The sequence below is a fragment of the Neorhizobium sp. DAR64872/K0K18 genome, from assembly GCF_050500175.1.
GTDB classification, from domain to species: domain Bacteria; phylum Pseudomonadota; class Alphaproteobacteria; order Rhizobiales; family Rhizobiaceae; genus Neorhizobium; species Neorhizobium soli.
This window is the reverse complement of the sequence record NZ_CP191446.1, coordinates 1,466,488-1,489,925: the sequence shown is the minus strand read 5'-3', so window position 1 is coordinate 1,489,925 and position 23,438 is coordinate 1,466,488. Positions and strand designations below refer to the sequence as shown.

General features: G+C 59.3%; 23 protein-coding genes and 1 tRNA gene. 11 read left to right on the top strand and 13 right to left on the bottom strand.

Going from position 1 to position 23,438, the window contains the following annotated elements:
* The first annotated feature begins 9 nt into the window (after positions 1 to 9).
* The 9 genes from ACQY1P_RS12665 (at position 10) to ACQY1P_RS12625 (ending at position 5,358) form a co-directional block, all read left to right on the top strand.
* Positions 10 to 681 (top strand): ribonuclease H-like domain-containing protein, encoded by a 672-nt coding sequence (locus tag ACQY1P_RS12665; protein ID WP_430256495.1) that lies wholly within the window; start codon positions 10 to 12, stop codon positions 679 to 681.
* Positions 681 to 1,400: a hypothetical protein gene (locus ACQY1P_RS12660; RefSeq protein WP_430256494.1), complete on the top strand. Its 720-nt coding sequence runs from the start codon at positions 681 to 683 to the stop codon at positions 1,398 to 1,400. Before ACQY1P_RS12665 ends, ACQY1P_RS12660 begins: the two co-directional genes overlap by 1 nt.
* Positions 1,400 to 1,702: a hypothetical protein gene (locus tag ACQY1P_RS12655; protein ID WP_430256493.1), complete on the top strand. Its 303-nt coding sequence runs from the start codon at positions 1,400 to 1,402 to the stop codon at positions 1,700 to 1,702. The genes ACQY1P_RS12660 and ACQY1P_RS12655 overlap by 1 nt, the downstream gene beginning before the upstream one ends.
* 2 nt (positions 1,703 to 1,704) lie before the next feature.
* Positions 1,705 to 2,562 carry a hypothetical protein gene (locus ACQY1P_RS12650; protein ID WP_430256492.1) on the top strand — a complete coding sequence of 286 codons (858 nt, stop codon included), beginning with the start codon at positions 1,705 to 1,707 and terminating at the stop codon, positions 2,560 to 2,562.
* Complete coding sequence (locus ACQY1P_RS12645) at positions 2,559 to 2,948, top strand: HNH endonuclease (protein WP_430256491.1); 390 nt, start codon at positions 2,559 to 2,561, stop codon at positions 2,946 to 2,948. The genes ACQY1P_RS12650 and ACQY1P_RS12645 overlap by 4 nt, the downstream gene beginning before the upstream one ends.
* Entirely contained in the window at positions 2,945 to 3,628 is a 684-nt protein-coding gene (locus ACQY1P_RS12640) for a hypothetical protein (RefSeq protein WP_430256490.1), read from the top strand. Before ACQY1P_RS12645 ends, ACQY1P_RS12640 begins: the two co-directional genes overlap by 4 nt.
* Positions 3,625 to 3,810 (top strand): hypothetical protein, encoded by a 186-nt coding sequence (locus tag ACQY1P_RS12635; protein ID WP_430256489.1) that lies wholly within the window; start codon positions 3,625 to 3,627, stop codon positions 3,808 to 3,810. The genes ACQY1P_RS12640 and ACQY1P_RS12635 overlap by 4 nt, the downstream gene beginning before the upstream one ends.
* Positions 3,803 to 4,150 (top strand): hypothetical protein, encoded by a 348-nt coding sequence (locus ACQY1P_RS12630; protein ID WP_430256488.1) that lies wholly within the window; start codon positions 3,803 to 3,805, stop codon positions 4,148 to 4,150. Before ACQY1P_RS12635 ends, ACQY1P_RS12630 begins: the two co-directional genes overlap by 8 nt.
* Before the next feature lie 167 nt (positions 4,151 to 4,317).
* A complete protein-coding gene (locus tag ACQY1P_RS12625) occupies positions 4,318 to 5,358 on the top strand; it encodes a tyrosine-type recombinase/integrase (protein ID WP_430256487.1) in 1,041 nt (346 codons plus the stop codon).
* Positions 5,359 to 5,422: 64 nt separating this feature from the next.
* Here the strand turns inward: ACQY1P_RS12625 and ACQY1P_RS12620 are convergent.
* From ACQY1P_RS12620 to ACQY1P_RS12595, 6 genes are all read right to left on the bottom strand, one after another.
* Positions 5,423 to 5,498, bottom strand: a tRNA-Lys gene (locus ACQY1P_RS12620).
* A 183-nt stretch (positions 5,499 to 5,681) separates the two neighbouring features.
* On the bottom strand, positions 5,682 to 6,596 hold the full coding sequence (locus ACQY1P_RS12615) for a PhzF family phenazine biosynthesis protein (RefSeq protein ID WP_430256486.1): 915 nt from the start codon (positions 6,594 to 6,596) through the stop codon (positions 5,682 to 5,684).
* Positions 6,597 to 6,847: 251 nt separating this feature from the next.
* Complete coding sequence (locus ACQY1P_RS12610) at positions 6,848 to 8,092, bottom strand: aminotransferase class I/II-fold pyridoxal phosphate-dependent enzyme (RefSeq protein WP_113110926.1); 1,245 nt, start codon at positions 8,090 to 8,092, stop codon at positions 6,848 to 6,850.
* 170 nt (positions 8,093 to 8,262) lie between these two features.
* The gene (eno, locus tag ACQY1P_RS12605) at positions 8,263 to 9,537 is read right to left on the bottom strand and encodes a phosphopyruvate hydratase (RefSeq protein WP_062457265.1); all 1,275 of its coding nucleotides are present in this window, start codon (positions 9,535 to 9,537) and stop codon (positions 8,263 to 8,265) included.
* 128 nt (positions 9,538 to 9,665) lie between these two features.
* Entirely contained in the window at positions 9,666 to 10,511 is an 846-nt protein-coding gene (gene kdsA, locus ACQY1P_RS12600; protein WP_430256485.1) for a 3-deoxy-8-phosphooctulonate synthase, read from the bottom strand.
* A gap of 4 nt (positions 10,512 to 10,515) precedes the next feature.
* Complete coding sequence (locus ACQY1P_RS12595; protein ID WP_430256484.1) at positions 10,516 to 11,391, bottom strand: VOC family protein; 876 nt, start codon at positions 11,389 to 11,391, stop codon at positions 10,516 to 10,518.
* Between the two features lie 192 nt (positions 11,392 to 11,583).
* On the opposite strand from ACQY1P_RS12595, the gene lexA reads away from it, so the two are divergent.
* A complete protein-coding gene (gene lexA, locus ACQY1P_RS12590; RefSeq protein ID WP_062457274.1) occupies positions 11,584 to 12,303 on the top strand; it encodes a transcriptional repressor LexA in 720 nt (239 codons plus the stop codon).
* On the opposite strand, the gene ACQY1P_RS12585 is transcribed toward lexA, so the two are convergent.
* On the bottom strand, positions 12,284 to 14,833 hold the full coding sequence (locus ACQY1P_RS12585) for a ComEC/Rec2 family competence protein (RefSeq protein ID WP_325265849.1): 2,550 nt from the start codon (positions 14,831 to 14,833) through the stop codon (positions 12,284 to 12,286). The two genes, lexA and ACQY1P_RS12585, sit on opposite strands and share 20 nt — an antisense overlap.
* Positions 14,834 to 15,126: 293 nt before the next feature.
* On the opposite strand from ACQY1P_RS12585, the gene gltA reads away from it, so the two are divergent.
* The gene (gltA, locus tag ACQY1P_RS12580; RefSeq protein WP_062457278.1) at positions 15,127 to 16,416 is read left to right on the top strand and encodes a citrate synthase; all 1,290 of its coding nucleotides are present in this window, start codon (positions 15,127 to 15,129) and stop codon (positions 16,414 to 16,416) included.
* 35 nt (positions 16,417 to 16,451) lie between these two features.
* Here gltA and lpxB read toward each other — a convergent pair whose 3' ends face one another.
* From lpxB to bamA, 6 genes are read right to left on the bottom strand one after another with little or no spacing between them, the layout of a single operon-like run.
* On the bottom strand, positions 16,452 to 17,630 hold the full coding sequence (gene lpxB / locus ACQY1P_RS12575) for a lipid-A-disaccharide synthase (RefSeq protein WP_430256483.1): 1,179 nt from the start codon (positions 17,628 to 17,630) through the stop codon (positions 16,452 to 16,454).
* Positions 17,630 to 18,517: an LpxI family protein gene (locus tag ACQY1P_RS12570; RefSeq protein ID WP_062580426.1), complete on the bottom strand. Its 888-nt coding sequence runs from the start codon at positions 18,515 to 18,517 to the stop codon at positions 17,630 to 17,632. The genes lpxB and ACQY1P_RS12570 overlap by 1 nt, the downstream gene beginning before the upstream one ends.
* The gene (lpxA, locus tag ACQY1P_RS12565; RefSeq protein ID WP_062580424.1) at positions 18,517 to 19,332 is read right to left on the bottom strand and encodes an acyl-ACP--UDP-N-acetylglucosamine O-acyltransferase; all 816 of its coding nucleotides are present in this window, start codon (positions 19,330 to 19,332) and stop codon (positions 18,517 to 18,519) included. Before lpxA ends, ACQY1P_RS12570 begins: the two co-directional genes overlap by 1 nt.
* Positions 19,329 to 19,793 (bottom strand): 3-hydroxyacyl-ACP dehydratase FabZ, encoded by a 465-nt coding sequence (gene fabZ / locus ACQY1P_RS12560; RefSeq protein ID WP_062457291.1) that lies wholly within the window; start codon positions 19,791 to 19,793, stop codon positions 19,329 to 19,331. The genes lpxA and fabZ overlap by 4 nt, the downstream gene beginning before the upstream one ends.
* The gene (gene lpxD / locus ACQY1P_RS12555; RefSeq protein WP_092662185.1) at positions 19,783 to 20,850 is read right to left on the bottom strand and encodes a UDP-3-O-(3-hydroxymyristoyl)glucosamine N-acyltransferase; all 1,068 of its coding nucleotides are present in this window, start codon (positions 20,848 to 20,850) and stop codon (positions 19,783 to 19,785) included. Before lpxD ends, fabZ begins: the two co-directional genes overlap by 11 nt.
* Positions 20,851 to 20,901: 51 nt before the next feature.
* On the bottom strand, positions 20,902 to 23,265 hold the full coding sequence (bamA, locus tag ACQY1P_RS12550; protein WP_062457297.1) for an outer membrane protein assembly factor BamA: 2,364 nt from the start codon (positions 23,263 to 23,265) through the stop codon (positions 20,902 to 20,904).
* Positions 23,266 to 23,438 lie beyond the last annotated feature (173 nt).

Here is a 23,438-nt window from a genome sequence, read left to right as displayed (position 1 = left end):
GATCGCACCATGACCTACCTGTATCTCGACATTGAGACTATCCCGGCACAGACCGATGAAGCCCGCCAGATCGTGGCCGCGTCGGTCAAGCCGCCAGCCCAGATGAAGAAGGCCGACACGATCGCGGCATGGGAGAAAGATCAGAAGTCCGCAGCGATCGACGAGGCAGTCGCCAGGACGTCGCTGAATGGCGCTTTCGGGCACATCTGCTGCGTCGGCTTCGCTTTCGGCGAGGAGCCTGCACAGACCGTTTCGTGGCCTCTCCAGCACAAGGACGAGGCAGAAACTCTGCGCTATCTGGCGACCTTCCTGAGCACGACAAACCGCGTCCCGACAATCGTCGGCCATAACGTCGCCGGCTTCGACATCCGCTTCCTCTGGCAGCGCGCCATGGTTCTTGGCGTTCGCATGCCGTCGTGGTTCCCGCGCGATCCGAAGCCTTGGGGCAACGAGGTGTTCGACACCATGACGGCATTCGCCGGCGCTCGGGAATACATCAGCATGGACAGCCTCTGCGCTGCGCTAGGGATTGCCGGCAAGGGTGATGTAGATGGGTCGATGGTGGGCACGATGTTCGCCGAAGGTCGCCATCAGGAGATCGCCGACTACTGCCGATCCGACGTTGAGCGTACTCGCTCTATCCACCGGAAGATGCTTGTCGCTCTCGGGGAGGCTGCGTGATGGAGAACACTGCTCTCTGGGACAAGCTCGGCAAGACCGACCCAGCCCACACCAAGACATTCAAGCGCGCTGGTGGGTTCTCCGGAACAGCCATCAAGCCGATGTTCTCCTATCGCCGGTTGACCGAAGAGTTCGGGCCGTGCGGCTCGGGCTGGGGCGTCAACGAGCCTGTGTTTCAGGTGGTACCTGGCCAGAACAACGAGGTCCTCGTCTTCTGCACCGTGTCGGGCTGGTACATGCTCGATGACAAGCGCAGCACCGTCTATGGCGTCGGTGGGGACAAGGTCGTCACGTACATCAAAGCGAACGAACAATACAACCGGCCGGAGCGGTGGGAGAACGACGACGAAGCCTTCAAAAAGGCTTTCACTGACGCGCTCACCAACGCCTTCAAGCTAGTTGGCGTCGGCGCCGATGTTCACATGGGCATGTTCGACGACAACAAATACGTGAACGCCATGAAGCAGGAGTTCTCAGACGCTCCTCGGCAGGAAGCAAGCAATGATGCTCCGAAGCCGATCAGTTCCGCTGAGCAGAAGCGGCAGCTCGCGGTGATCGATCAGGAGCTTCTCGACTGCCAGTCTGTCGTGTCCGTCAACTCGTGCGCTGAGACATGGAAGCACATCGCCACGCGCGACGGCTGGTCACGAGACTACAAGCAAATCGCAGCAGAGAAGTTTGAAGCACGCCGCAAGGCTGTTCAGCAGGAGGCAGCATAATGGCAGACCGATACGACGCTGTGGCCGTTCGCCGCTACAAGGACCGCGACGGCAACGAGAAGAGTCAGTTCACCACAATCGGCACAGCTTGGCCGATGAAGGACAAGGACGGGTTCACCGTTCGGCTCAATGCCGTCCCAGCGCCCACAGAAGGCGAGTTCATCATTTTGCTGATGCCGCCACGCCCCAAGGACGACAATCGCGCCAGCGGGCAACGTCGCGGCAATGATGCGCCAGGCCAAAATGCGAACTTCTCGCGAGATCTCGACGACGACATCCCCTTCGAAATGTCTTGGAGGTAGCCATGGGAACGGTCAACCGCCTCATTCAAACGGAAGACGAACGCGTGATGGCTGCTCGCTTAGTTGAGGGCCGGAAGTACCCGTTCACACTTACGATCACCGATGGCAAACCCCGCTCGAAAGCGCAGAACCGCCTTCAGCACATGTGGATGAACGAGATCTCGATCCAGAAGGGCGATCTAACCGCCGAGGAGGCCCGCGCCTACTGCAAGTTGACGATCGGCGTTCCGATCTTGCGGAGCCAGAACGAAGCGTTCAGGGAGCGTTACGACGCGATCCTAAAGCCGCTCTCATACGAGCAGAAGCTGTCGATCATGAGCGAGCCGCTGAACCTACCCGTGACCAGCCTCATGAGCACCAAGCAGCTCACCGAGTATCTGGAAGGCATAATCCGCCACTTCGGAGAGCAAGGCATCATCCTGACCATGCCCGACGATATGCGCGATCAGATCAACACCAATTCCGGCGAAGCTCCCCTGCCTGAGCCGGATACTGCCGACGACACCTCCACGTTGGCAGACCAAGCAGCAGACGGAGAAGGCGAGACCACAGCATCTCCGTCTGCTGCTGCACTTTCCGATGTCCAGCGGGCAAGCATGATCGAATGCTGCCGGAAGATGCTGGCGATACCGGCCCAGACCGATCTCGATCAATCGCAGAAGCTGATCGTCCTGGCAGAGGCCAAAGACGACTGGAAAAGCATGACGAAGCCAGCCGTGCACGAGAACATCAAGGGCTTCTACGAGTCCGCGAAGGCGCAGATCAAGTCCGATCCGCGGGTCTATCCGAACCTTCGCGCGAAGGCGTTCGATCTGTTCTCCGAGGTTCTGGAGTGCGAAGCAAAGGAGCTGGGAGCATGAGCAGATCAACTCCCGAATGGATCGCCAAGAACGACGACGCCAAGATCCCAGATCGGGTGAAGGTGCGGATCATCGAGCGCGAGAACTTCATCTGCCATCTCACCGGCGCCAAGATCGACCCGGTCAGAGACCAGTTTGATTTTGACCACAAGGTCTCGTTGATCCTCGGCGGAGAGCATCGCGAGTCCAATCTCTTCCCGACTCTCAGAGAAGCTCACCGGAAGAAGACTGCGATCGAGGTCGGCATCAAGTCGAAGATCGCCAAGGTGAAGAAGAAGCACCTCGGCATCACCAAGCCGAAGTCTTCGCTCTCAGCTGGCCCGTACAAGCGCAAGATGAACGGCGATGTCGTCGACACCCGAACAGGAGAGGTAGTGAGCAGATGAGCGAGCAGAACACGCAGCGAGCCGAGCCGGTCGCCTGGTACATGCACCTCTGGAATGAGGCCGACGAGGATGTGAAAAGCGAAATTCGCTGGGGCCACCCATCGGCTGCCGACATCGAGCGCGCCGAACACAACGGGCATGACATCGAGCATCTCTATGCTGGTTCAGCGCCTACCGCGCCAGCCATGACCGAACAGAACAAGCAGTCTGAGACCCCAGCGCCCGAGCAGCATGCGCCGGGCTGCAACCTCACCAAAGATATCCGCAACTGGGCGAATTGGATGGTCTCATGCGCCTGCGGCAACGTCTCTGACGAAGCTCGTCTGCTCATTGATGCCGCAGACGCTATAGAGGGAAGATATCGATCATCCGCTTTGGATGACGTGATTGCAGAGCGACGTCGCCAGTTTGAAGTCGAAGGATGGACGCCAGGTCATGATGACGCGCATTCGGACGGCGAGATGGCCCGTGCTGCAAGCTGCTATGCCCGTAGCGCGGCTATACGTGGCAGTGATCGGAAAGCTATGGCTTTCGTGCTTCCGTTGAATTGGCCTTGGAGCCGCGAGTGGTGGAAGCCGACCGACAGCCGTCGCGACCTTGTAAAAGCCGGCGCTCTCATCATTGCAGAAATCGAGCGCCTCGATCGCACCGCCCTCGCCACCACGGAGGGCAAGTCATGAGCTCACTACCTGAGACGGCACTCGATCGGGCAAAGCGCTTGACGCAGGAGCAGGTCGACGCTGGCAAGCTGCATTCATGGGTCATGGGCGACTGCGAACAGCGGGACCGCTTCAACCAGACGCGCGATCGGCGCGCTGCCTTTCATGTCGTAGACGCCACGGAGGGCTCAGACGATGTCTAACATCAACGTCAATGCATACTGCGAAACGCACGGCGTCTCCAAACAGACATCGATGGATCTTCAGCAGGCCATAGGCGGCACATTTCAGCTTCCCGACGGGCGAAGCTTCTGGGTTGATGCCGTGACGGTGCGCGAAATCATGTCACGCATCGTACCGGTCATTGGCGCAGCCTTGGAAACTTCCGGTCGCGTTGCCCGCAACTCCACACCACCCGAAACGAGGGCGGCTGTCCCTATGTCAGAAACCACCCCTGTTTCTGAAACAGACGGAGCGGCTATTTCAGAAAGGGTGGAGAGGCCCGCCCCTGTGGATAAGCTGTGGACGGACGCCGATGACTAGAGCCCGCACATACACCAAGACAGAAATCGCCGATGCTGCAGCCGCGGCCGCGATCCATGGCATCAACGTGATCATGCATCCATCTGGCGAGATCGAGTTCTCGCCGAATCGGTTTGCCGCCCAGAAGACAGAAGAAACGCCCGAGGAAGGGCTGCAGAGGTGGCTTGATGGAAGGAAAACTCGTCGGAGTGCATAAGGTCACCGTGAAGCTCGCGAACGGCATGCGGGAAACCTACTACTACGCATGGCGCGGCAAGGGTGCGCCTCGCATGAAGTCGAAGCCTGGCACAAAGGCTTTCACGCAGGAATACATCCGCCTGACCCGTGACCGACAAGCAGCAGCCGCGGTATCGGGAACCATCGGTTCCCTGATCGATGACTTCCGCAAAACACCGTCCTACCAGTCGCTGTCTCCGTCAACGCGCCGAGACTACGAGCGCCAGTTCGGCGCCATCCGGCTTGAGTTCGACACCTTCAGCATCAAACACATTGAGGCCCGCGGCAGCCGGCGAGCTTTCCTCGATTGGCGGGACACCATGAGCGATTCCCCGCGCTCTGCCGACATGCATATTGCTCTGCTGTCCCGCCTGTTCGCATGGGCCAAGGACAAGGAGATTATCCTTCGCAATCCGCTGGAGCGCGTGGAGAGGCTCCATGAGGGCACACGGCGGGATATCATCTGGACCCAGGATCAGATCAACAAGGTGCTCACCGAAGCCGCCCCGCATATCCGCAACGTTGCGATGATCGCGCTGTGGACGATGCAGAGGCAAGCCGACATCCTGACTATGCCGACACTCGCCTTTGATGGGCAGAGAGTGTCGATCAAGCAGGGAAAGACCGGAGCGCGGGTTCGCGTGGTTGCAGCACCGGATCTATTGCCGATACTGCGGAAAGCGAAGGATGGTAACAGGCAGAGGATTTTGGAGAACTCGTTCGGTCAGAACTGGACCTCGAGCGGGTTCCGAGCATCATGGCGCAAAGAGATGGCGCGGCTCGGAGTGAAGGGCGTCACCTTCCACGATTTACGCGGAACGGCGATCACCTTCGCCTATGGCAACCTTGATCGGTCGCACGACGAGAAGATCAAACTCATATCGGAGATTTCAGGCCACACGCAGGACGATGCCGAATCGATTATTCGCAAGCATTATCTGGCTGGCCAAGAGGTCGTTGACGCGATCGGGCGCGGAACGAAGAAGGAATAAAACTGTAAAATGTGGGGGAATGTGTAAAGCGACCTGCGGAAAATACCAGCTAAGTGCTTGTTTTTGGTGGGTGATGTAGGGCTCGAACCTACGACCCGCTGATTAAGAGTCAGCTGCTCTACCAACTGAGCTAATCACCCGTAACCGGTTTGGCGAAGCGTCGTTTCCGCCGGTGTGAGGGCCGTATAAAGAGGAAGTTTGGGCTTGTCCAGCACCTCCCGCGAAATTTGTTGGATCAGCAGCTTCTTTTTTGCTCCCGCGAACTGCCTTTGCGAGGATATCCGGACTTATGGTAACAAAATCAACGTTTTAAAAAATATCGCCTAGATTTCGATAATGCCTTCGGCAAGTCGGATCGCTTGTCCGCCGATCCGGGCTTTTGCAATGGCCCCTTCCTGCACATCGATATGGAGATGGATAAAGGACGGCCGTCCCATCTCGACGCCTTGCTCGATAAGAAGGGGGTGATGCCCATCCGGCAAGCCGTCGAAATGATGAATCGCGCCGGACAATGCCGCTACCGCCCCACCCGTGGCTGGGTCTTCAGCGATGCCCATATCTGGCGAGAACATTCGTGCATGAAATTTCGCCTGATGATGGACGCCGCCGCGGCAATAGACATAGGCCGAAGCGAGCGCACCCTCGACGAAGGGAGCGACCTTCTCCCAAAGCGGCGCATCGAATTCCATGTCCTGGACAGTTGCGAGATTGTGTAGCGGGATCATCAGGAAGGGCACACCGGCGCTCCAGATCGACGCGACGTGGTTTTCGAACCCGATATCCGTCAGCTCGACGCCGAGCGCGTCCACGATGCCCTGACGGTTCAGGGCGAGGTCGATCCGCTGCGACTTCTTTGGCAGATCGAACTCCGCGAACCCCACCTCCCCCTGGCGCAAACGCACAGCGCACCGAACCGGACCGACCGCCTCTTCAAGGACACAGACCAGATCGAGATCGCTGTCGCGCCCGTGGGTGCGCTCGGCAAGGGCGATGGCCGTCCCCACCGTCGGATGTCCCGCGAACGGAAGCTCCCGGCCCGGTGTGAAGATTCGCAGCTTTGCAGAATGGGTAGTGTTCGTCGACGTCTGGACGAACACCGTCTCCGAGAGGTTCATCTCCTTGGCAATGGCCTGCATCGCGCCATCGTCGAGACCGTCTGCATCGAAGATTACCGCAAGCGGGTTGCCGGAAAGCTTAGCGTCCGTGAAAACGTCATAGATGCTATAGGGACGCGCCAATGCAAACTCCTCCTCATATACCGGGCGCAAAATTGCCCGACGGCGTCCCGTGGCGCAACCCCTGATCAACGTCACCGGCTAGTGATTTAATTAGCGACGTTTACGGTCGGGCGCGCTGGGCGCCTCGGGGAAGGCCGCGGTTCCACGGGAGGCGGCGCCCGAGGCCGAGCGTCACCGACAGGTGAACTGGTCGCCAGCAGCCCGTGAGAAAGGCAAGCCATCGCTGGGTCGCCTTTCTCAGTCCACGATATTCAGATGATCGGGAGCGCTTCGTGCTCGCGGGTCTCGGCATTGCCGATCAGTCGACCGAGCCGCTTTATGCCCTCGTCGATCATCTCGTCGTTGGCGCAGGAGAAGCTGATGCGCAGCGTGTTGGCATTGCTGCCGTCGGCGTAGAACGCCTTGCCGGGCACGAAGGCGACCTTTTCGGTTGCCAGCGACTTCGCCAGAAGCTCGGCACCGTCCATGCCCTCCGGAAGCGTCAGCCACACGAACATGCCGCCTTCGGGCTTTGTCCAGGTCGTTCCCTTCGGCATGTATTTCGCAAGTGCCGCCAGCATGGAATCGCGGCGACCGCTATAGACCCGCTTGATCTTGGCAACCTGTTCATCGAAACCGCGCGAAGCGACATGCTCGACGGCGATCTGGTTGATCGTCGAAGAGTGCAGGTCGGCCGCCTGCTTCAACAGCACCAGTTTGCGGATGACCGGCATCGCTCCGATCACGAAGCCGACCCGCAGACCGGGGGCCAGCGTCTTGGAAAAGCTGCCGCTGTAGATCGTGCGGGTCTTTTCGATACCGCCGCTGCGGGCAATATCGAGCGCGAGGATCGGCGAAACCGGTTCGCCATCGAAGCGCAGGTTCTGGTATGCGGCATCTTCGAGAATCGCGATATCGAGTTCGTCGGCGAGTGCCAGAAGCTTTTCGCGGCCTGCGAGATCGATCGTCTCGCCGGTCGGATTGGAGAAGTCGGCAGACAGATAGGCAAACTTCACCGAGCCACCGGCTTTCGACGCCGTCTCGCGATAGGCTTCCGGCGTGCGGTTGCCGTTGACCGAGAGCTGATCGTAGGTCGGCTCATAGGCGTTGAATGCGGAGAGCGCACCTAGATATGTCGGCCATGTCACCAGCGCCGTATCGTTCGGCGACAGAAACAGTTTGCCGAGGTAATCGAGCGCCTGCTGGGAGCCTGACGTGATGAAAACGTTGTCGGCGGTACAGTCGATGCCGATCTTGGCGACATCGGCGACGATCCAGTCGCGTAGCGGCTTGTAGCCTTCGCTGACCGAATACTGCAGCGCCGAGTTCACCTGAGCGCCTGAGAAGATATCCGCATAGGCCTTCTGGAATTCCTCGGCCGGAAACAGTGCCGGATCCGGAATGCCGCCGGCGAACGAAATGATGTCCGGCTGCTCCAGCAGCTTCAGCAATTCGCGGATCTCGGAGGCTTTCATGCGGCTGGAGCGCGTCGCGAAAATATGGTCCCAATCAAGCACGGGCGTTTCCTTTTATTTCAATATTCTTGGCTTCGGTTTACATAAGTTCCGACAGGTCAACAATACTGACCTATCGGTTTTTGGTACGGTGTGATCACGAATTGTAAAACGCAAAAGCCCGCGCAAGTGGCGCGGGCTCTCGAATATTTTGCCTCAGTCGACCGGAATGATCAGGCCTTGAGGATCGAGCGGCCCGCGTAGGCAGCCTGAGGACCCAGCATTTCCTCGATGCGGATGAGCTGGTTGTACTTGGCCAGACGATCCGAGCGCGACAGCGAACCGGTCTTAATCTGTCCGCAGTTGGTGGCAACTGCGAGATCGGCAATTGTCGAGTCTTCCGTCTCACCCGAACGGTGCGACATGACGGCCGTGTAGCTTGCCTTGTGCGCTGTTTCGACAGCATCGAGCGTTTCGGTGAGCGAGCCGATCTGGTTGACCTTGACGAGGATCGAGTTGGCTGTGCCCTGACGGATCCCATCGCGCAGACGGGCCGAGTTGGTCACGAACAGGTCGTCGCCGACGAGCTGAACCTTGGAACCGATCTTGTCGGTGAGATACTTCCAGCCGGCCCAGTCGTCTTCCGACATGCCGTCTTCGATCGAGATGATCGGGTACTTGCCGGCAAGTTCTGCCAGGTAATCCGCCATTGCTTCGGGCTCCAGCGAACGGCCTTCGCCTTCCAGCTCATACTTGCCGTTCTTGAAGAATTCGGTCGCTGCGCAATCGAGCGCCAGGTGGACGTCATCGCCCGGCCGGTAGCCGGCCTTTTCGACCGACTTCATGATGAAGTCGAGGGCTTCCGGCGCGCTCTTCAGGCCCGGCGCGAAACCGCCTTCGTCGCCGACATTGGTGTTGTGGCCCTGCGCTGCCAGTTCCTTCTTGAGGACGTGAAAGATTTCTGCACCCATGCGCACGGCATCCTTCAGCGTCTCAGCGCCGACGGGCATGATCATGAATTCCTGGAAATCGATCGGGTTGTCGGCGTGAGCGCCGCCATTGATGATGTTCATCATCGGGACCGGCAGAAGATGGGCGGAGGCGCCGCCGATATAGCGATAGAGCGGCAGGCCGGACGATTCGGCGGCGGCCTTGGCAACGGCAAGCGAAACGCCGAGAATGGCGTTTGCACCCAGGCGCGATTTGTTCGGGGTGCCGTCGAGCGCGATCAGGGTCTTGTCGATGTGGATCTGGCTTTCGGCATCGAAGCCGCCGATCGCGTCGAAGATCTCGGTGTTGACGGCTTCGACAGCCTTTTCGACGCCCTTGCCACCATAGCGCTTGCCACCATCGCGAAGTTCGACGGCTTCATGCGCGCCCGTGGAGGCGCCCGACGGAACGGCGGCGCGGCCCATCGAGCCGTCTTCCAGATAAACATCCACCTCGACGGTCGGATTGCCACGGCTGTCCAGAATTTCGCGAGCGATGATGTCGGTAATGGCGGTCAAGGGTCTCTCCTCGGTTGATGTGCGAGCCTGAATTCGCAGGCTCAGCGAACAGGCGTGTCATCGACATTGTGCGATCGTCGATGACACGCGGATTACAATCCAGTCAATTCGGCGGTTTTTCGACGCCGTCAGCCTTTTGCGATGGCGTCGAAGGCCAGCAGCTTTTCCAGAAGCCGCGGCATGTCCTTCAGGTGGACCATATTCGGACCGTCGGACGGTGCGTTGTCAGGGTCTTCGTGGGTCTCGATAAAGACGCCAGCAACGCCGACGGCGACGGCTGCCCGGGCAAGCGTTTCGACAAACTCGCGCTGGCCTCCGGAGGAGCCGCCCTGGCCGCCCGGCTGCTGCACGGAGTGGGTTGCGTCGAAGATGACAGGGCTTCCGAGAGCCGCCATGATCGGCAGCGAACGCATGTCGGAAACGAGAGTGTTGTAGCCGAACGACGCACCGCGCTCGCAGAGCATCACATTGGGATTGCCGCTTTCGAGGAACTTCGCCTGAACATTCTTCATGTCCCAGGGTGCCAGAAACTGCCCCTTCTTGACGTTGATCGCGCAACCCGTCTTTGCAGCCGCGACCAGCAAGTCGGTCTGGCGCGACAGGAAGGCGGGGATCTGCAGGATATCGATCGTGTCGGCCACGAGGCCGCACTGCTCTTCCGTGTGAATGTCGGTCAGAACAGGAAAGCCGTATTCCTTCTTGAGATCGGCAAAGATTGCCATCGCGTTGTCCAACCCGATGCCGCGCTTGCCGGAGATCGACGTGCGGTTCGCCTTGTCGAAGGAGGACTTGTAGACGAGGCCGATGTCGAGCTTCTTGCAGAGTTCGACAAGCGTACCCGCGATCATGAAGGCGTGATCACGGCTTTCCATCTGGCAGGGACCGGCAATCAGCGAGAGCTTTGCCGTGTTGGAAAAAACGACTTTCGAACTCCCCTCGCCCACGGACACTTCAGAATTGGCGGAGACTGTCATTTCACTATTCCTCGAAACCGAAAACCACACCTTGCCCCGGGGCTGCCGACACGATCACGCGGCCATCCCTGCGGATGAATGCGACGTCATTAGCAGCAAGGGTGATCTCTGTCACGGCGAGATCGGTGGTCTTGAAGATGATCCCGCGCGCAGCGAGGCGCGACGATAACAAGGGCTTCATCGAAGACCGGAACTCGTCGCTGAACGTGTCGTTGGATTGAATGCGGATGCTGGCATTGGCAGCTTCGATCCGCAGACCGTCTTTCCCTTGCTCGGGCTGAGTCTCGAACACGGTTTCGAAAAGCGGCAGAAACTCCAGCGGGTCATCTGCAGAAAAGACGATCTCTCGAAGGCCTGTAACGGCGTTTGCGTGCTCATCAAGACCACCGCGATCTGCCGGTAATGCTGCCATTCGCTGGCAGGAAAACAGCAAGATGTCATCGACCTCGGGAACTGCCGCGAACGCCAGACGGAATGAGACTTCGCTCTCCCCACCATCGGGCAACTGCATCGGGCGGGAGAATTGAAGCATCTCGCCCGCAGACATGTGCCCGTCCACAAAACGCATATGATCGGCCGCTGCATCCTGCGTCCCGATGACCACCGCCGATAGACCTTCCCTTTTCCGCTGGCCGCGGAAGCGGATGTCGCGATCGGTGAACACGTTGCCTCGTTTTGCCGCAAGCGAGGCTTGCCGACGGTTCACAATGGCCAGTGGCTCGAGGTACGAGCCATCCGCGAAGAATATGCAGGCATTGGCTGTGCCGAAAGGGTGAACACCTTCAGGTGCCACAGTAAAGCCGAGAGCGGTCAACCTCCCCCGCGCTGACGCCAGATCTGCAACGGGCAGAACCAAATGATCGACTGACTTGTTACCCACTTACACCCCCAAAGTCTTATTCCGCAGAACATTGGCTATCGCGGGAAACTCGGCAAGTGCTGCGCACGAACTGAATACGTGATCGAACGCTGAAATGAGACTATTCTTGAGCAAAAATTTGGGGCTTGCGGAACACAGATAGAACATATAGCGTCCGTTCTGCATTTGTTTCCAATTCTGAGGGTCCCGTCCATGCTGACACGCAAGCAACAGGAGTTACTTCTGTTCATCCACGAGCGGATGAAAGAATCAGGCGTGCCGCCGTCGTTTGACGAAATGAAGGACGCTCTCGACCTTGCATCGAAGTCCGGCATCCACAGGCTGATCACCGCGCTCGAGGAGCGTGGCTTTATTCGCCGTCTGCCGAACAGAGCACGCGCGCTCGAAGTGATCAAGCTGCCTGACGCCTATGTGGCGAACCTTCATCCGCGACGGGGATTTTCTCCCAGTGTCATCGAGGGAAGCCTCGGCAAAACGCAACCGGTCGTCGCTCAGAAGCCGGCGCCGGTCATGGCGGACAATCCGTTCTCGACAAACATCCCGGTCATGGGTCGAATCGCTGCCGGCGTGCCGATCTCCGCGATCCAGAACAACACCCATGACATCGCCGTTCCGATCGAGATGCTGGGTTCCGGCGATCATTACGCGCTCGAAGTGAAGGGCGATTCGATGATCGATGCCGGCATCCTCGATGGCGATACCGTCATCATCAAGAATACCAGCACCGCAAGTCCAGGCGATATCATCGTTGCCCTGGTCGATGAGGAAGAAGCGACCCTGAAGCGGTTTCGCCGCAAGGGTGCCTCGATCGCACTGGAAGCGGCAAACCCGGCTTACGAGACCCGCATCTTCCCCCCCGACCGGGTGAAGGTCCAGGGTAAGCTTGTCGGCCTTATTCGCCGCTATCATTAAGAACGGTGTCATCCCGGAGATGCGCAGCAACAGCCTCCGGGATGCCAAAGTCGAATTGTCGCGTTTGCCAGTCATAGAACCGGTGGACGGTCCACGGACGGCTTGAGGTCTGTGCGCTGTCTCGCATCGCCGCCGTAATCTTGATGTCTGGCGCTGTCGCGTTCGGAATAATGGTGATTTCCAGTGCGCCAGTCCGGCGCAACGTCCGCCCGCTGAGAAGCAAGGCGCCGGAGCGGCAAGTATCGAAGCGTGCGCCGGGCGAGACGATGATCCGACCGAAATCGCAGGCAAGACCGGTGTATCGGTTGTCTTCGACAGTGACGATCCGGATGTCCTGAGCAGTCTGCGCCGCGCACAGGATTTTCGGCAGACAGGCAAATCGTCCGGGCGTGAATGCTTGAAGAAAGCCCCTGACATATTCGATTTCCCGGCGCGTCAAATCCGGTCGCGAATGTGGTCTAGGGCGTTTGTCATCGCTTTTCGCAAGGCTGGCACCTCGCGCTGGTTCCGAAGAGGCAAGAACCGGCAAGGCGAGCGGTTGTTCTCCGGTCTCAAGCACCAGCGCTCGCCGCCATTGATCGAAGATAAATCCCGCCGGTCGGGTTCGATTGAGGGTGATCTTGTCATCCTTGATCACGCCGACCGATGCGCCGTCTTCGGATATGACGATATCAGGCCTCGGCGCCGAGCCTGAGCGGACCGCAAAGAGCAAAGCCACCGCCATGAACAGCGCGCCTGTCAGCCTCAGCGGCGTGCGCAGCAGCGTCAGAAGCAGAAAGCCTGCCGTCGCCAGCGGCAGGAAAAGCGGGTTCTGCCGGCCGATGGCAATATCGCCGCCCCATGCGGCGACGATCTCGGCAATGCGAATGACGATCCGCAGCCCCTCGCCCATGATGAACAGAAAGGGAGCATCCAGCCCGAACGGCATCAGCAACATGCCAACAAGCCCTGCCGGCATCACCACGAAGGAAATGATCGGCATGGCCGCGAGATTGGCCGCGAGGCCGTAGGTGGTCAGATGGTGGAAATGCTCGATCGAATAGATCGACGTCGACGTACTGCCGATCAGCGACGTCACCACGATCCCGGCAATGAAATGGAACGTCGCCGCGACACCCGTTATCCACCGGTTGCTACCTTTTGTCTCCTCCTTACCTTTCGCGAAATATCGCGTCCAGAGGGCGAACCCTGCCACCAGTGCCGCGGTTGCCGCAAACGACATCTGGAAACTCGGACCCAAAATCTCCGACGGCGAGATGGCGAGGATGATGATTGCCGAAAGGGCGACGTTGCGAAGGCTGATGGAGGGTCGATCGACGAGCACGGCGACCAGCATCACCGCCATCATGATATAGGCCCGCTCGGCGGAAACCCCGAACCCGGAAATCAGGTAATAGTCGGTCGCCATGGCAAGCGCACCGAACGCGGCAAACTTCTTGATCGGATAGGCCTGCGCAAAGCCTGGAAACAGCGACAGGACGGAGCGGACGCCGACGAAGAAGATACCGGCTGCCAGCGCCATGTTCAGGCCTGAGATCGCGACGATATGGGCCAGCCCGGACAGACGAAGCGCCTCGGTCGTCTCACGGGAAATTGCACGGCGCTCGTCGGTCACGATTGCGGCAGCAAAAGCGCCCGCATCCCCCTTGACCGTATCGCGGATGCGATTGCCGATTGCGCTGCGAAGCGCAAAAAGCCCTCGCTGCATGTCCGACCATAACCCGGGTTGGTCATCGATCGCCGGTTGTACGCTAGGCGCGCCGTAAAAGAAGCCAACAGCCCCGATTTGATCGAAGTAGGAGGAGAAGGCGAAATCGTTCAATCCGGGAAGCGCCGGGCCAGAGGGTGGCGACAGACGGGCACGGCCGGAAACGCGCTCTCCGATGTCTGCAGGTTCGTGTTGGCTTCTGGCAAGAACCGAGACGCGCTGTGGCGGTCGTGAAAGCGAGGGCTCAGATGTCTGCTCGATCCTGAGGATATAGCGCCAGCGGCGCTGTGCATCGGCTTCGCGTCGTTCGACAATCCCGCTGATAGTCGTCGTGACGGGCGAATCGAGCACGACCGTCGAACACCGCCACGTTTCGAGCGCCGCCAGTGCAGAACCGGAGAGAAGCAGGCAGATTACAAGGTTGGCACGAGACAGTGGATGCGCGCGATACCGTGTCAGCCCTGCGGTCACCATCGAGATCGCAAGCATGGTTGCGAGAATGAATGGCGATGGCGTCCAAGGAAGTGCGAACCAGATCGCAGCGCCGGCACCCAGCAAGACAGGCAGGAAGAGGAACCCATGACCGTGGGAAACCTCCTCGCTCAACGACGTGCTCAGCCATTTGGAAACGGGCCGGTCTCTGATCACATATCCCAGGAAAACATCCTCGGAATGATGGTCGTTTCGACCATTATTCCGGACTTCCGCGGGCATTGTCTGCGATGCCGATTCGGGCGTCCAGAGTGCGATTGCGTGGGGTGTCGAAGCAAGCATCATCGGCTTGCTGCTGGCTGCTTCAAAAATCGCTCCGCCATTCGCCATGATGGTTTATCCCGCCGGCTCCGCTGCAGAGACGGTGATTGATAAACGCAACCTGCGCGTTTATATTCTCCTCGTCAACACATTCGCCAAGCTGCGGTTTTCCTTCACGTTACGGCCTCTTACACCATGAGGTTGGGCATCTTTTAAACGTGTCCTGCCTAAATTATTTTCGCGCTGCACAAAATGTTGCAGGAGCGCTTGGCATCACCTTTAGGATCATATAGCTAACTTGCGACGCTTAACTCTTATGGCGCTTTCTGGGCGCCATGCCGCCAACAGGTTGGAGGATCAGAATGACGGAACAAAGCGCAAATCTCGTACTTGGTGATAAGACAGTCGACCTCTCGGTGCGATCGGGCACGATTGGGCCGGATGTTATCGATATCGCAGCCCTGTACAAGCAAACCGGTGCCTTCACCTACGACCCCGGCTTCACGTCGACTGCATCCTGTGAATCCAAGATCACCTATATCGACGGCGACAAGGGTGTTCTCCTGCATCGCGGCTACCCGATCGAGCAGCTTGCTGAACAGGGTGACTTTCTGGAAACCTGCTATCTGCTTCTCTATGGAGAACTGCCGACGGCTGCCCAGAAGAAGGACTTCGATCATCGCGTAACCATGCACACCATGGTTCACGAGCAGATGAGCCGCTTCTTCACCGGCTTCCGCCGCGATGCGCATCCTATGGCCGTCATGTGCGGTTGCGTGGGCGCTCTCTCGGCCTTCTATCACGATTCCACCGACATCACCGATCCGCACCAGCGGATGGTTGCGTCGCTGCGCATGATCGCCAAGATGCCGACGCTCGCCGCCATGGCCTACAAGTACCATATCGGCCAGCCCTTCGTGTATCCGCAGAACGACCTGGATTACGCCTCCAACTTCCTGCGCATGTGCTTTGCCGTGCCGTGCGAAGAATACAAGGTGAACCCGGTCCTGTCGCGCGCCATGGATCGCATCTTCATCCTGCATGCGGATCACGAACAGAACGCGTCGACCTCGACGGTTCGCCTTGCAGGTTCCTCGGGTGCAAACCCGTTCGCCTGTATCGCTGCCGGCATTGCCTGCCTCTGGGGCCCCGCTCATGGCGGCGCCAACGAAGCAGCGCTCAACATGCTGACCGAGATCGGGACCGTCGACAAGATTCCGGAATACATCGCCCGTGCCAAGGACAAGAACGATCCGTTCCGTCTGATGGGCTTTGGTCACCGCGTCTACAAGAACTACGATCCGCGCGCCAAGATCATGCAGAAGACCACGCATGAAGTGCTGGCGGAACTCGGTCACAAGGACGATCCGCTTCTGCAGGTCGCCATGGAACTCGAGAAGATTGCTCTGACGGACCCCTACTTCATCGAGAAGAAGCTGTACCCGAACATCGACTTCTATTCGGGCATCACCTTGAAGGCGATGGGCTTCCCCACGACGATGTTCACCGTTCTGTTCGCGCTTGCGCGTACCGTCGGCTGGATCGCCCAGTGGGCCGAAATGATCGAAGATCCGCAGCAGCGTATCGGTCGTCCGCGCCAGCTCTATACCGGCGAAGCGCAGCGTGACTACACGCCCGTTTCGAAGCGCTAAGCGCTGTAATAGGCTTTGCGAATAGAAAAACCCGTTCAGCGATGAACGGGTTTTTTGTTGTCTAACAGTTCGAGTACCGCACCTGCTGCGGCCTCTCCAGGCGGAACAGGGACGTCCAGTCTCTGCCAGGCAAGTGCGAACCCGTCGAGCATCGCACGGCGCTCCGGCGTGTCGGCGGACAGACGTTCCGCCCAGCGGCTGAGGCTTCCGGGTCGCACGACCTCGTTGACATATTCGGGAACGACCGGGTAGTCGGCGATCAGGTTCGGAAGCGCGCCGGTCCAGATCTTGATGCGGCCGGCCAGAAGCTTGATCAGCCAGTCCGTTTTGTAGGCTGAGACAACAGGAACCGTCGCAAGCCCCAGTTCCAGGATAACCGTCCCTGAAGCCGCCAGCGCCACGTCCGCCTCTGCGAAGGCAGCCCATTTTCCGGCTGTATCCGTGGTAATCTCGACATGAACCTGCAGATCTGCGGCCATCTTCCGCACCAGTTCTTCCCGGCGCGGTACCGTCGGAAGCAGGAACCGGGTCTCACCATTGCGATCTGCAAACTCGCGCGCAGCCTCGCCGAACACGGGTAGGAGTGCCTTGATTTCGGCTGAACGGGAGCCCGGAAGCAAGAGGATCGTCTTCTTGTCGGCGGAGGTCTTGACCGGCCTCTCGGCGCGCGCAGCACGGACCCTCAGGAGATCCGCATCATTGGTCAGCCGGTGACCGACGAACACTGTCTGCGGACCCTCCAGCCTCCGCATCGCTTCCGGCTCGAACGGAAGGACGGCAAGAACGAGGTCGACATAGGAGAGCATCGCCTTGGCACGATATTCCTTCCAGGCCCAGACACTGGGGCAGACATAATCAACGATCGGCAGATCCGGCAGGGCCGCCCTCACCTTTCTTGCCACTCGGTGGGTAAAGTCAGGGCTGTCGACGATGACAAGCACATCGGGCTTTGCGGCGACGATCGCAGCCGCCGTCTGGTTGATGCGACGGATCAGGTTGGGAAGACGCGCGAGCACCTGGGTGATGCCCATGATCGACAATTCGGAGAAATCGAACAGCGACTGAAGGCCTTGGGCCGACAGTGCATCACCGCCCACCCCGATCAGTTCGACGGGACCGGCGTAGGACGCCTTCAGTGCTGCGATGAGGTCTGCCCCTAAGAGATCGCCCGACACTTCGCCGGCGATGATCGCAACCTTCAAACCTTGGTTCATCACAATCCTCTCGACGGAAGGGCCTGATCGATGCCGCAGACGAAAATGCCGTGGGCGTCAGCAGCTTTGATCAGCTTTGCTTCTTCCAGCACCAGCGCCCTGCCCGCTTCCACGGCGATCCCCGCCAGCCCGGCCGCGACGGCATGTTCGACGGTGGATGGCCCGATGGTGGGCAGGTCCGCGCGCATATCCTGGTGGAGCTTGCAGAGCTTGACGAGCACGCCCTTGCGACGCGTGGAGATACGTCCCTCGGCGCGCAGTTCGGCAACGCGCTGCATCATCCGGTCAGTTCCCTCGACACCTTCGAGTGCCACAACGCGGCCGCCGACGCTGACAGCGCCCTGGCCAATATCGAGATTGCCGAGCGCACTCGCAGCCTCGACACCGCGTTCGATATCGCGCAGATCGTCACCGCTTGGAGACACTTGGCCAAGCGGACCGACCTTCGCCAGCAGGCCCGGCGCGATGTCGTGGGCACCCAGAACTTCGCAACCCATGGCCTCGATCAACTTGATCACCATCTGCAGCACTGCGTCATCGCCGGCTGATAGCAGTGTGCGCACGACGGAGGGCAATTTGATCAGGGTCTTGAAGGTTGGATGAATGTCCCGCCATTCAGGGCGCCTTGCGACGCCGCCCGACATCACGACGCGACGGATGCCTCTTTCTCGAAAACTCTTCTCGATCCCTGAAAGATCGCCGACGCCGAGCGACACATGGTCGAACCCGTCAAAGCGATGATCCGCCTCATCCTTCAGCTGGATGATGAACGGATCTTCGCCTGCAACACGTGCGGCATCCGCCAGGTAGGCTGGCAAAAAGCCTTTACCGGCGATAATCGCCAGCCGGCCCTCTCGCGCTTGGCCAGGGGCGCCGGCCGCGACCATCAGCCCTTCCTGCGGAAAGGCGATGAGATCGCGCGGTCACTATCGGCTGTGATGAAATCGATGATTTCCATGGCCTCCGGGCAATCGGCAAACTCGTCGCGGATCGCTGCGGCATTGGCGCGAACATTTGCCTCGCCTTCGAAGATCTTCTTGAATGCGCGACGAACGATATGGATCGTTGCGCGATCAATGCCGGCGCGGGTCATGCCGACGACGTTCAGGCCACCCAGAAGACCGGGATTGCCGTTCAGCATGCCGAACGGAATGACGTCGTAGTTGACGGCGGAAAGTCCACCGATGAAGGCTTGCCGACCGATGCGGGTAAACTGGTGAACGGCGCAGCCACCGCCCAGGATCGCACGATCGGCGACCTGCACGTGACCAGCCAGCATCACGTTGTTGGACATGATGATATGGCTGCCGAGCTGGCAATCATGCGCGACGTGCGAATTTGCAAGGAAGAGGCAATTGTCACCAACGACCGTCTTGCCACCACCGCCCGTCGTACCGGTGTTCATCGTCACGCCTTCGCGCATCGTGCAGTTGTCGCCAATGGTCAGGCTCGAATCCTCACCAGCTTCGTGAAGGCTCTGCGACACACCACCGATGACCGCCATCGGGAAGATCCGACATCCCTTGCCGATCTCGGTTTTGCCACCGACTACCGCATGCGAGATGAGCTCGACATTGTCCTTCAGCACCACGCGCGGGCCGACATGGGAGAACGGTCCAACGACGACGTTCTCGCCAATCACGGCGCCATCCTCGACCACGGCCGAAGGGTGGATGCGCGCGCTGGCCGAGATCATGCTCATTCGCTTTCCTTGCGCATCATGGCGCCGATATCGGCTTCCGCAACCAGCTGACCATCGACCTTGGCGTCACAATGAAACTTCCATATATTGCCGCGCTGCTTCTGCTTGACGACATGAAATTCCACGCGGTCACCCGGCACGACCGGCTTGCGGAAACGCGCGTTGTCGATCGTCATGAAGTAGACGAGATTGCCAGCCCCACCCTGCTTGCGCGCACAGATCGCGCCGGCAGTCTGTGCCATGCCCTCGACGAGAAGAACGCCCGGCATAATCGGCTGCTCGGGAAAATGACCGGTGAAATGGGGCTCGTTTGCCGTCACGTTCTTGATGCCAACAGCCGAGCTGTCGCCATCGATCTCGATGATCTTGTCGACCAGGAGAAACGGGTAGCGATGCGGCAGAAGGCGCATGATTTCCTGAATGTCGGCCGCGCCGAGCTCCGGCTTGGTCTCATCCGTCATTTTTCTTATCTCCTCGGCGTTTCGCCCGGTCATCGGAACGCGACATGATCTCCGCCATGTCTCTCAAAAAGTCTTTTATCGGCCGCGCCGGAATTCCGCCATAGGTCTGCCCGGCCGGGATATCGGCGACCACGCCGCTCATCGCTGCGATCTGCACGCCATCACCGATCGAGATGTGACCGTTAACGCCGCTCGCACCACCGATCATTACGCCATTGCCGATACGGGTCGATCCGGCAATGCCGACGCCCGACACAATACCGCAATGGCGACCGATGCGGACGTTATGGCCGACCTGAACCTGATTGTCGATCTTGGTGCCCTCGCCGATCACAGTGTCATCCATCGTGCCGCGGTCGATCGTCGTATTGGCGCCAATCTCGACGTGATCCTGGATGATGACACGACCGACCTGCACGATCTTGAGCATGCCTTTCGGGCCGGGCGCATAGCCGAAGCCGTCCTGACCGATCCGGGCGCCATTGTGGATGATGACGTTGTTGCCGATCAATGCCGACAGCACGCTGGCGCCCGAGGCGATCGTGCAGTCGCGGCCGATCTTCACGTCAGCACCGATCACGGCGCCGGCAGCAATCCGTGTGCCGCTGCCGATTTCGACACGCGCACCGATCACCGCCATGGGCTCGATCTCGACACCAGGCTCGAGCCTCGCCGTCGGATCGACAAAGGCCGCCGGAGAAATGCCGGACTGCGATGTTACCGGAGATGGACGAAGCGCGATGGGATGCAGAAGCGCGCCGGCCTCTGCGAAAGCCGTATGCGGCTTCTTCGTCGCAAGCACCGGAATGTGATCTGGAATGATGGATTTCAGGCCCGGATCGCAAAGGATTGCCGACGCTTCACAGGTCTCGAGATCGGCGCGGCTTTTCCTGGAGAGGATGTAGCAGATATCGCCTTTGCGCGCACGCGCGACGGGCGAGACAGACCGTACCAGTTCGTCACCGGCACGCTCGTCAAGCAGTTCAACCCCAAGATGGGCGGCCAGCTCGCGCAGGCTCACGCCATCATGAGGCGGGAAAAATTCGTTATGGTCCATGAACCCTGAGCTCCAGAACAGGTTTCCGGCCGCTTTCGCGGCCGGAGACGATCAGAACTGGTTCGCCATGCTGAAGCGGAACTGCTGCTTCTCGTCGAAGTCTTCCTTGACGACCGGCTCGGCGTAATCGACGCGCAGGTTGCCGAACGGCGAAGCCCACATGACACCGACGCCAACCGAGGCACGGATCGACATGTCGGTGCCGTTGACCTTGTCACCGAAAGTCTTGGCGTCATTGCCGAACAGCGAACCGGCGTCAGCAAAGACAGCGGCACGGAAACCGACATCTTCCGGGACAAGCGGCATCGGCATCGTCATTTCAGCCGACGCATTGAAGTAGCTCGTGCCACCAAGAGCATCGCCATGGGCGTCCGTGCGCGGACCGATACCGTCATTCTTGAAGCCACGGATCTGACGACCGCCGATCGTGAACTGATCGAAGACGTTCAGATCATCACCGGTCTTGAACACATGACCACCACCGACGGCAATCGAACCAACCAGATCGGCTTCGGTCGAAAGAAGGTGGAAGTAACGGGCGCGGGCTGTGACCTTGTAGAAGTCGGAGTCGCCACCGAGGCCGGCATATTCATGCGTGAAGGATGCAAACAGACCTTCACGTGGAAGCGTCTGGCTGTCCAGCGAGTTGTAGACCAGCGACTGCGAGACCGAGGACTGGGTGTATTCACCCTTGTCAATCAGGTGGGCGTAAGTCTTGGAGACTTCGTCGTCAGCATTGTAAGGTATGCCGTCGTCACCAAAGGCGCCGTCTTCTTCGTAGTCGATCGTCTTGTAGGTGTAGCGGAACGTCGTCGCCAGCTCTTCGGTGATCGGCGCCGTCACACGCAGGGTGATGCCCTGTTCGCTATAGTCGTAGTAATCGTTCGAAGAGGTCGTGCTCTTGAAGATGTCGAAGCCGGCAGCAAGACGGTAACCGAGGAAATAAGGCTCGGTGAACGAGATGTTGTAGCTACGAGCGTCGTCCGTACCGGCACCTGCCGCAACGCGGATGTACTGGCCACGACCGAGGAAGTTCTTTTCTTCGATGGATGCTTCGAGAAGGAAGCCGTCACCGCCAGCAGCGTAACCTGCACCGATACCGAACGAACCGGTTGGCTGATCTTCGACGTCCACGATCACGACGACACGGTCGGCAGAGCTGCCCTGCTGCGTCGTCACGTTGACGGTGGTGAAGTAGCCAAGCGCCTCAAGACGCTTCTTTGCGCGTGCAATCATCCCCTGATTGAACGCATCGCCTTCGGAAAAGTCGAACTCGCGGCGAATAACATAGTCGCGGGTGCGGGTATTGCCGCGAACCTCGATACGCTCGACATAGGCGCGCTCGCCCTGGTCGACCATGTAGGAGACGCCGATCGTGTGGTTTTCAAAGTTGCGATCGCCGCGTGGCGTGACACGCGCAAACGGATAGCCGGCAGACGAGACGCGCTTCGAAATCGCATCCATCGTCTTCTGGATTTCACGGGCATCGTAGGTGCTGCCGGAATTGGTCTCGACGAGACCCTCCAGGTCCTGACCGGAGATGCCCTCTACCGTCGATTCAACGGCAATGTTGCCGTACTGGTAGCGAGCACCTTCCTCAACCGTGAAGGTGATGTTGTACTGGTTAGTCGACTCATCAAGAACCGCCTGCGACGACACGACCCGGAAATCCGGATAGCCGTGATTGTAGTAGAACTGGCGGAGCGTGTCTTCGTCGGCGCGCAGCTTGTCTTCGCTGTAGACATCCTTGCGGGTCAGGAAAGACAGAGGACCGGATTCTTTGGTGATGATCGTCGACTTCAGACGACCGTCGCCATAGGCCTGGTTTCCAACAAAGGTGATGTTGGCAATCTTGGTGCGGTCACCTTCGTTGATGACGAAGGCAAGGTTGACGCGGCCTTGGCCGACATCGGCGGTCTGCGTCGTGACTTCAACGTCGCTACGACCAATCGCGCGATACGATTCGCGGATGCGCTCGATGTCGGCGTTGATCATGGACTGGTTGTAAGGGCCAAGTGGCTGCGTCTGAACGGCGCCAGCGAGCTTGTCGTCCTTGATCTTGCGGTTGCCGTTGAAGACGACCTGGTTGATCAGCTTATTTTCGCTGACGGTAACGACAAGCGCGCTACCGGAAACGCTGATGCGGACATCGGAGAAAAATCCGGTCGCATAGAGACGCTTCACAGACTCGTCGATGTCGCTCGCGGCGAATGCAACGCCGGGACGGATTGTAAGGTTCGAACGGACAGCTTCTTCGCCGGCGCGCTGAGCGCCGCGGACCTGTACGCTACGAATGGTAGCTGCCTCGGCAGCGGGAGCAGAGGCAAGCACCAGCACACCGGCGCCCGACGCAACAACACTAGCAGACAGCGCAACCGCCGACACTGCGTTCAAGAACTTTGAACCAGCCTTCATTTTCACTTCTTACCTTTTCCCGTTGTCCCTTGGCGGGTGAACCCGACTCCGGCCACGTGTGTCGTTTTACCTGCTTTTGCCCTACAAGCAAGATATCGCGTTAATTTCTATTTACTTCCTTTCGATGCGTGGCCATATCGCCACGCACCACATGCAAACATGGTAAATAAAGG

Coding starts and splice junctions, on each gene's coding strand:
- ACQY1P_RS12625 (WP_430256487.1), top strand. CDS start 4,318: ATGGAAGGAAAACTCGTCGGAGTGCATAAGGTCACCGTGAAGCTCGCG.
- gltA (WP_062457278.1), top strand. CDS start 15,127: ATGACGGAACAAAGCGCAAATCTCGTACTTGGTGATAAGACAGTCGAC.
- ACQY1P_RS12570 (WP_062580426.1), bottom strand. CDS start 18,517: ATGGTCGCGGCCGGCGCCCCTGGCCAAGCGCGAGAGGGCCGGCTGGCG.
- ACQY1P_RS12585 (WP_325265849.1), bottom strand. CDS start 14,833: ATGGCGAATGGCGGAGCGATTTTTGAAGCAGCCAGCAGCAAGCCGATG.
- lexA (WP_062457274.1), top strand. CDS start 11,584: ATGCTGACACGCAAGCAACAGGAGTTACTTCTGTTCATCCACGAGCGG.
- kdsA (WP_430256485.1), bottom strand. CDS start 10,511: ATGACAGTCTCCGCCAATTCTGAAGTGTCCGTGGGCGAGGGGAGTTCG.
- ACQY1P_RS12630 (WP_430256488.1), top strand. CDS start 3,803: ATGTCTAACATCAACGTCAATGCATACTGCGAAACGCACGGCGTCTCC.
- ACQY1P_RS12645 (WP_430256491.1), top strand. CDS start 2,559: ATGAGCAGATCAACTCCCGAATGGATCGCCAAGAACGACGACGCCAAG.
- ACQY1P_RS12655 (WP_430256493.1), top strand. CDS start 1,400: ATGGCAGACCGATACGACGCTGTGGCCGTTCGCCGCTACAAGGACCGC.
- ACQY1P_RS12665 (WP_430256495.1), top strand. CDS start 10: ATGACCTACCTGTATCTCGACATTGAGACTATCCCGGCACAGACCGAT.
- lpxA (WP_062580424.1), bottom strand. CDS start 19,332: ATGAGCATGATCTCGGCCAGCGCGCGCATCCACCCTTCGGCCGTGGTC.
- lpxB (WP_430256483.1), bottom strand. CDS start 17,630: ATGAACCAAGGTTTGAAGGTTGCGATCATCGCCGGCGAAGTGTCGGGC.
- fabZ (WP_062457291.1), bottom strand. CDS start 19,793: ATGACGGATGAGACCAAGCCGGAGCTCGGCGCGGCCGACATTCAGGAA.
- lpxD (WP_092662185.1), bottom strand. CDS start 20,850: ATGGACCATAACGAATTTTTCCCGCCTCATGATGGCGTGAGCCTGCGC.
- ACQY1P_RS12650 (WP_430256492.1), top strand. CDS start 1,705: ATGGGAACGGTCAACCGCCTCATTCAAACGGAAGACGAACGCGTGATG.
- ACQY1P_RS12660 (WP_430256494.1), top strand. CDS start 681: ATGGAGAACACTGCTCTCTGGGACAAGCTCGGCAAGACCGACCCAGCC.
- bamA (WP_062457297.1), bottom strand. CDS start 23,265: ATGAAGGCTGGTTCAAAGTTCTTGAACGCAGTGTCGGCGGTTGCGCTG.
- ACQY1P_RS12635 (WP_430256489.1), top strand. CDS start 3,625: ATGAGCTCACTACCTGAGACGGCACTCGATCGGGCAAAGCGCTTGACG.
- ACQY1P_RS12640 (WP_430256490.1), top strand. CDS start 2,945: ATGAGCGAGCAGAACACGCAGCGAGCCGAGCCGGTCGCCTGGTACATG.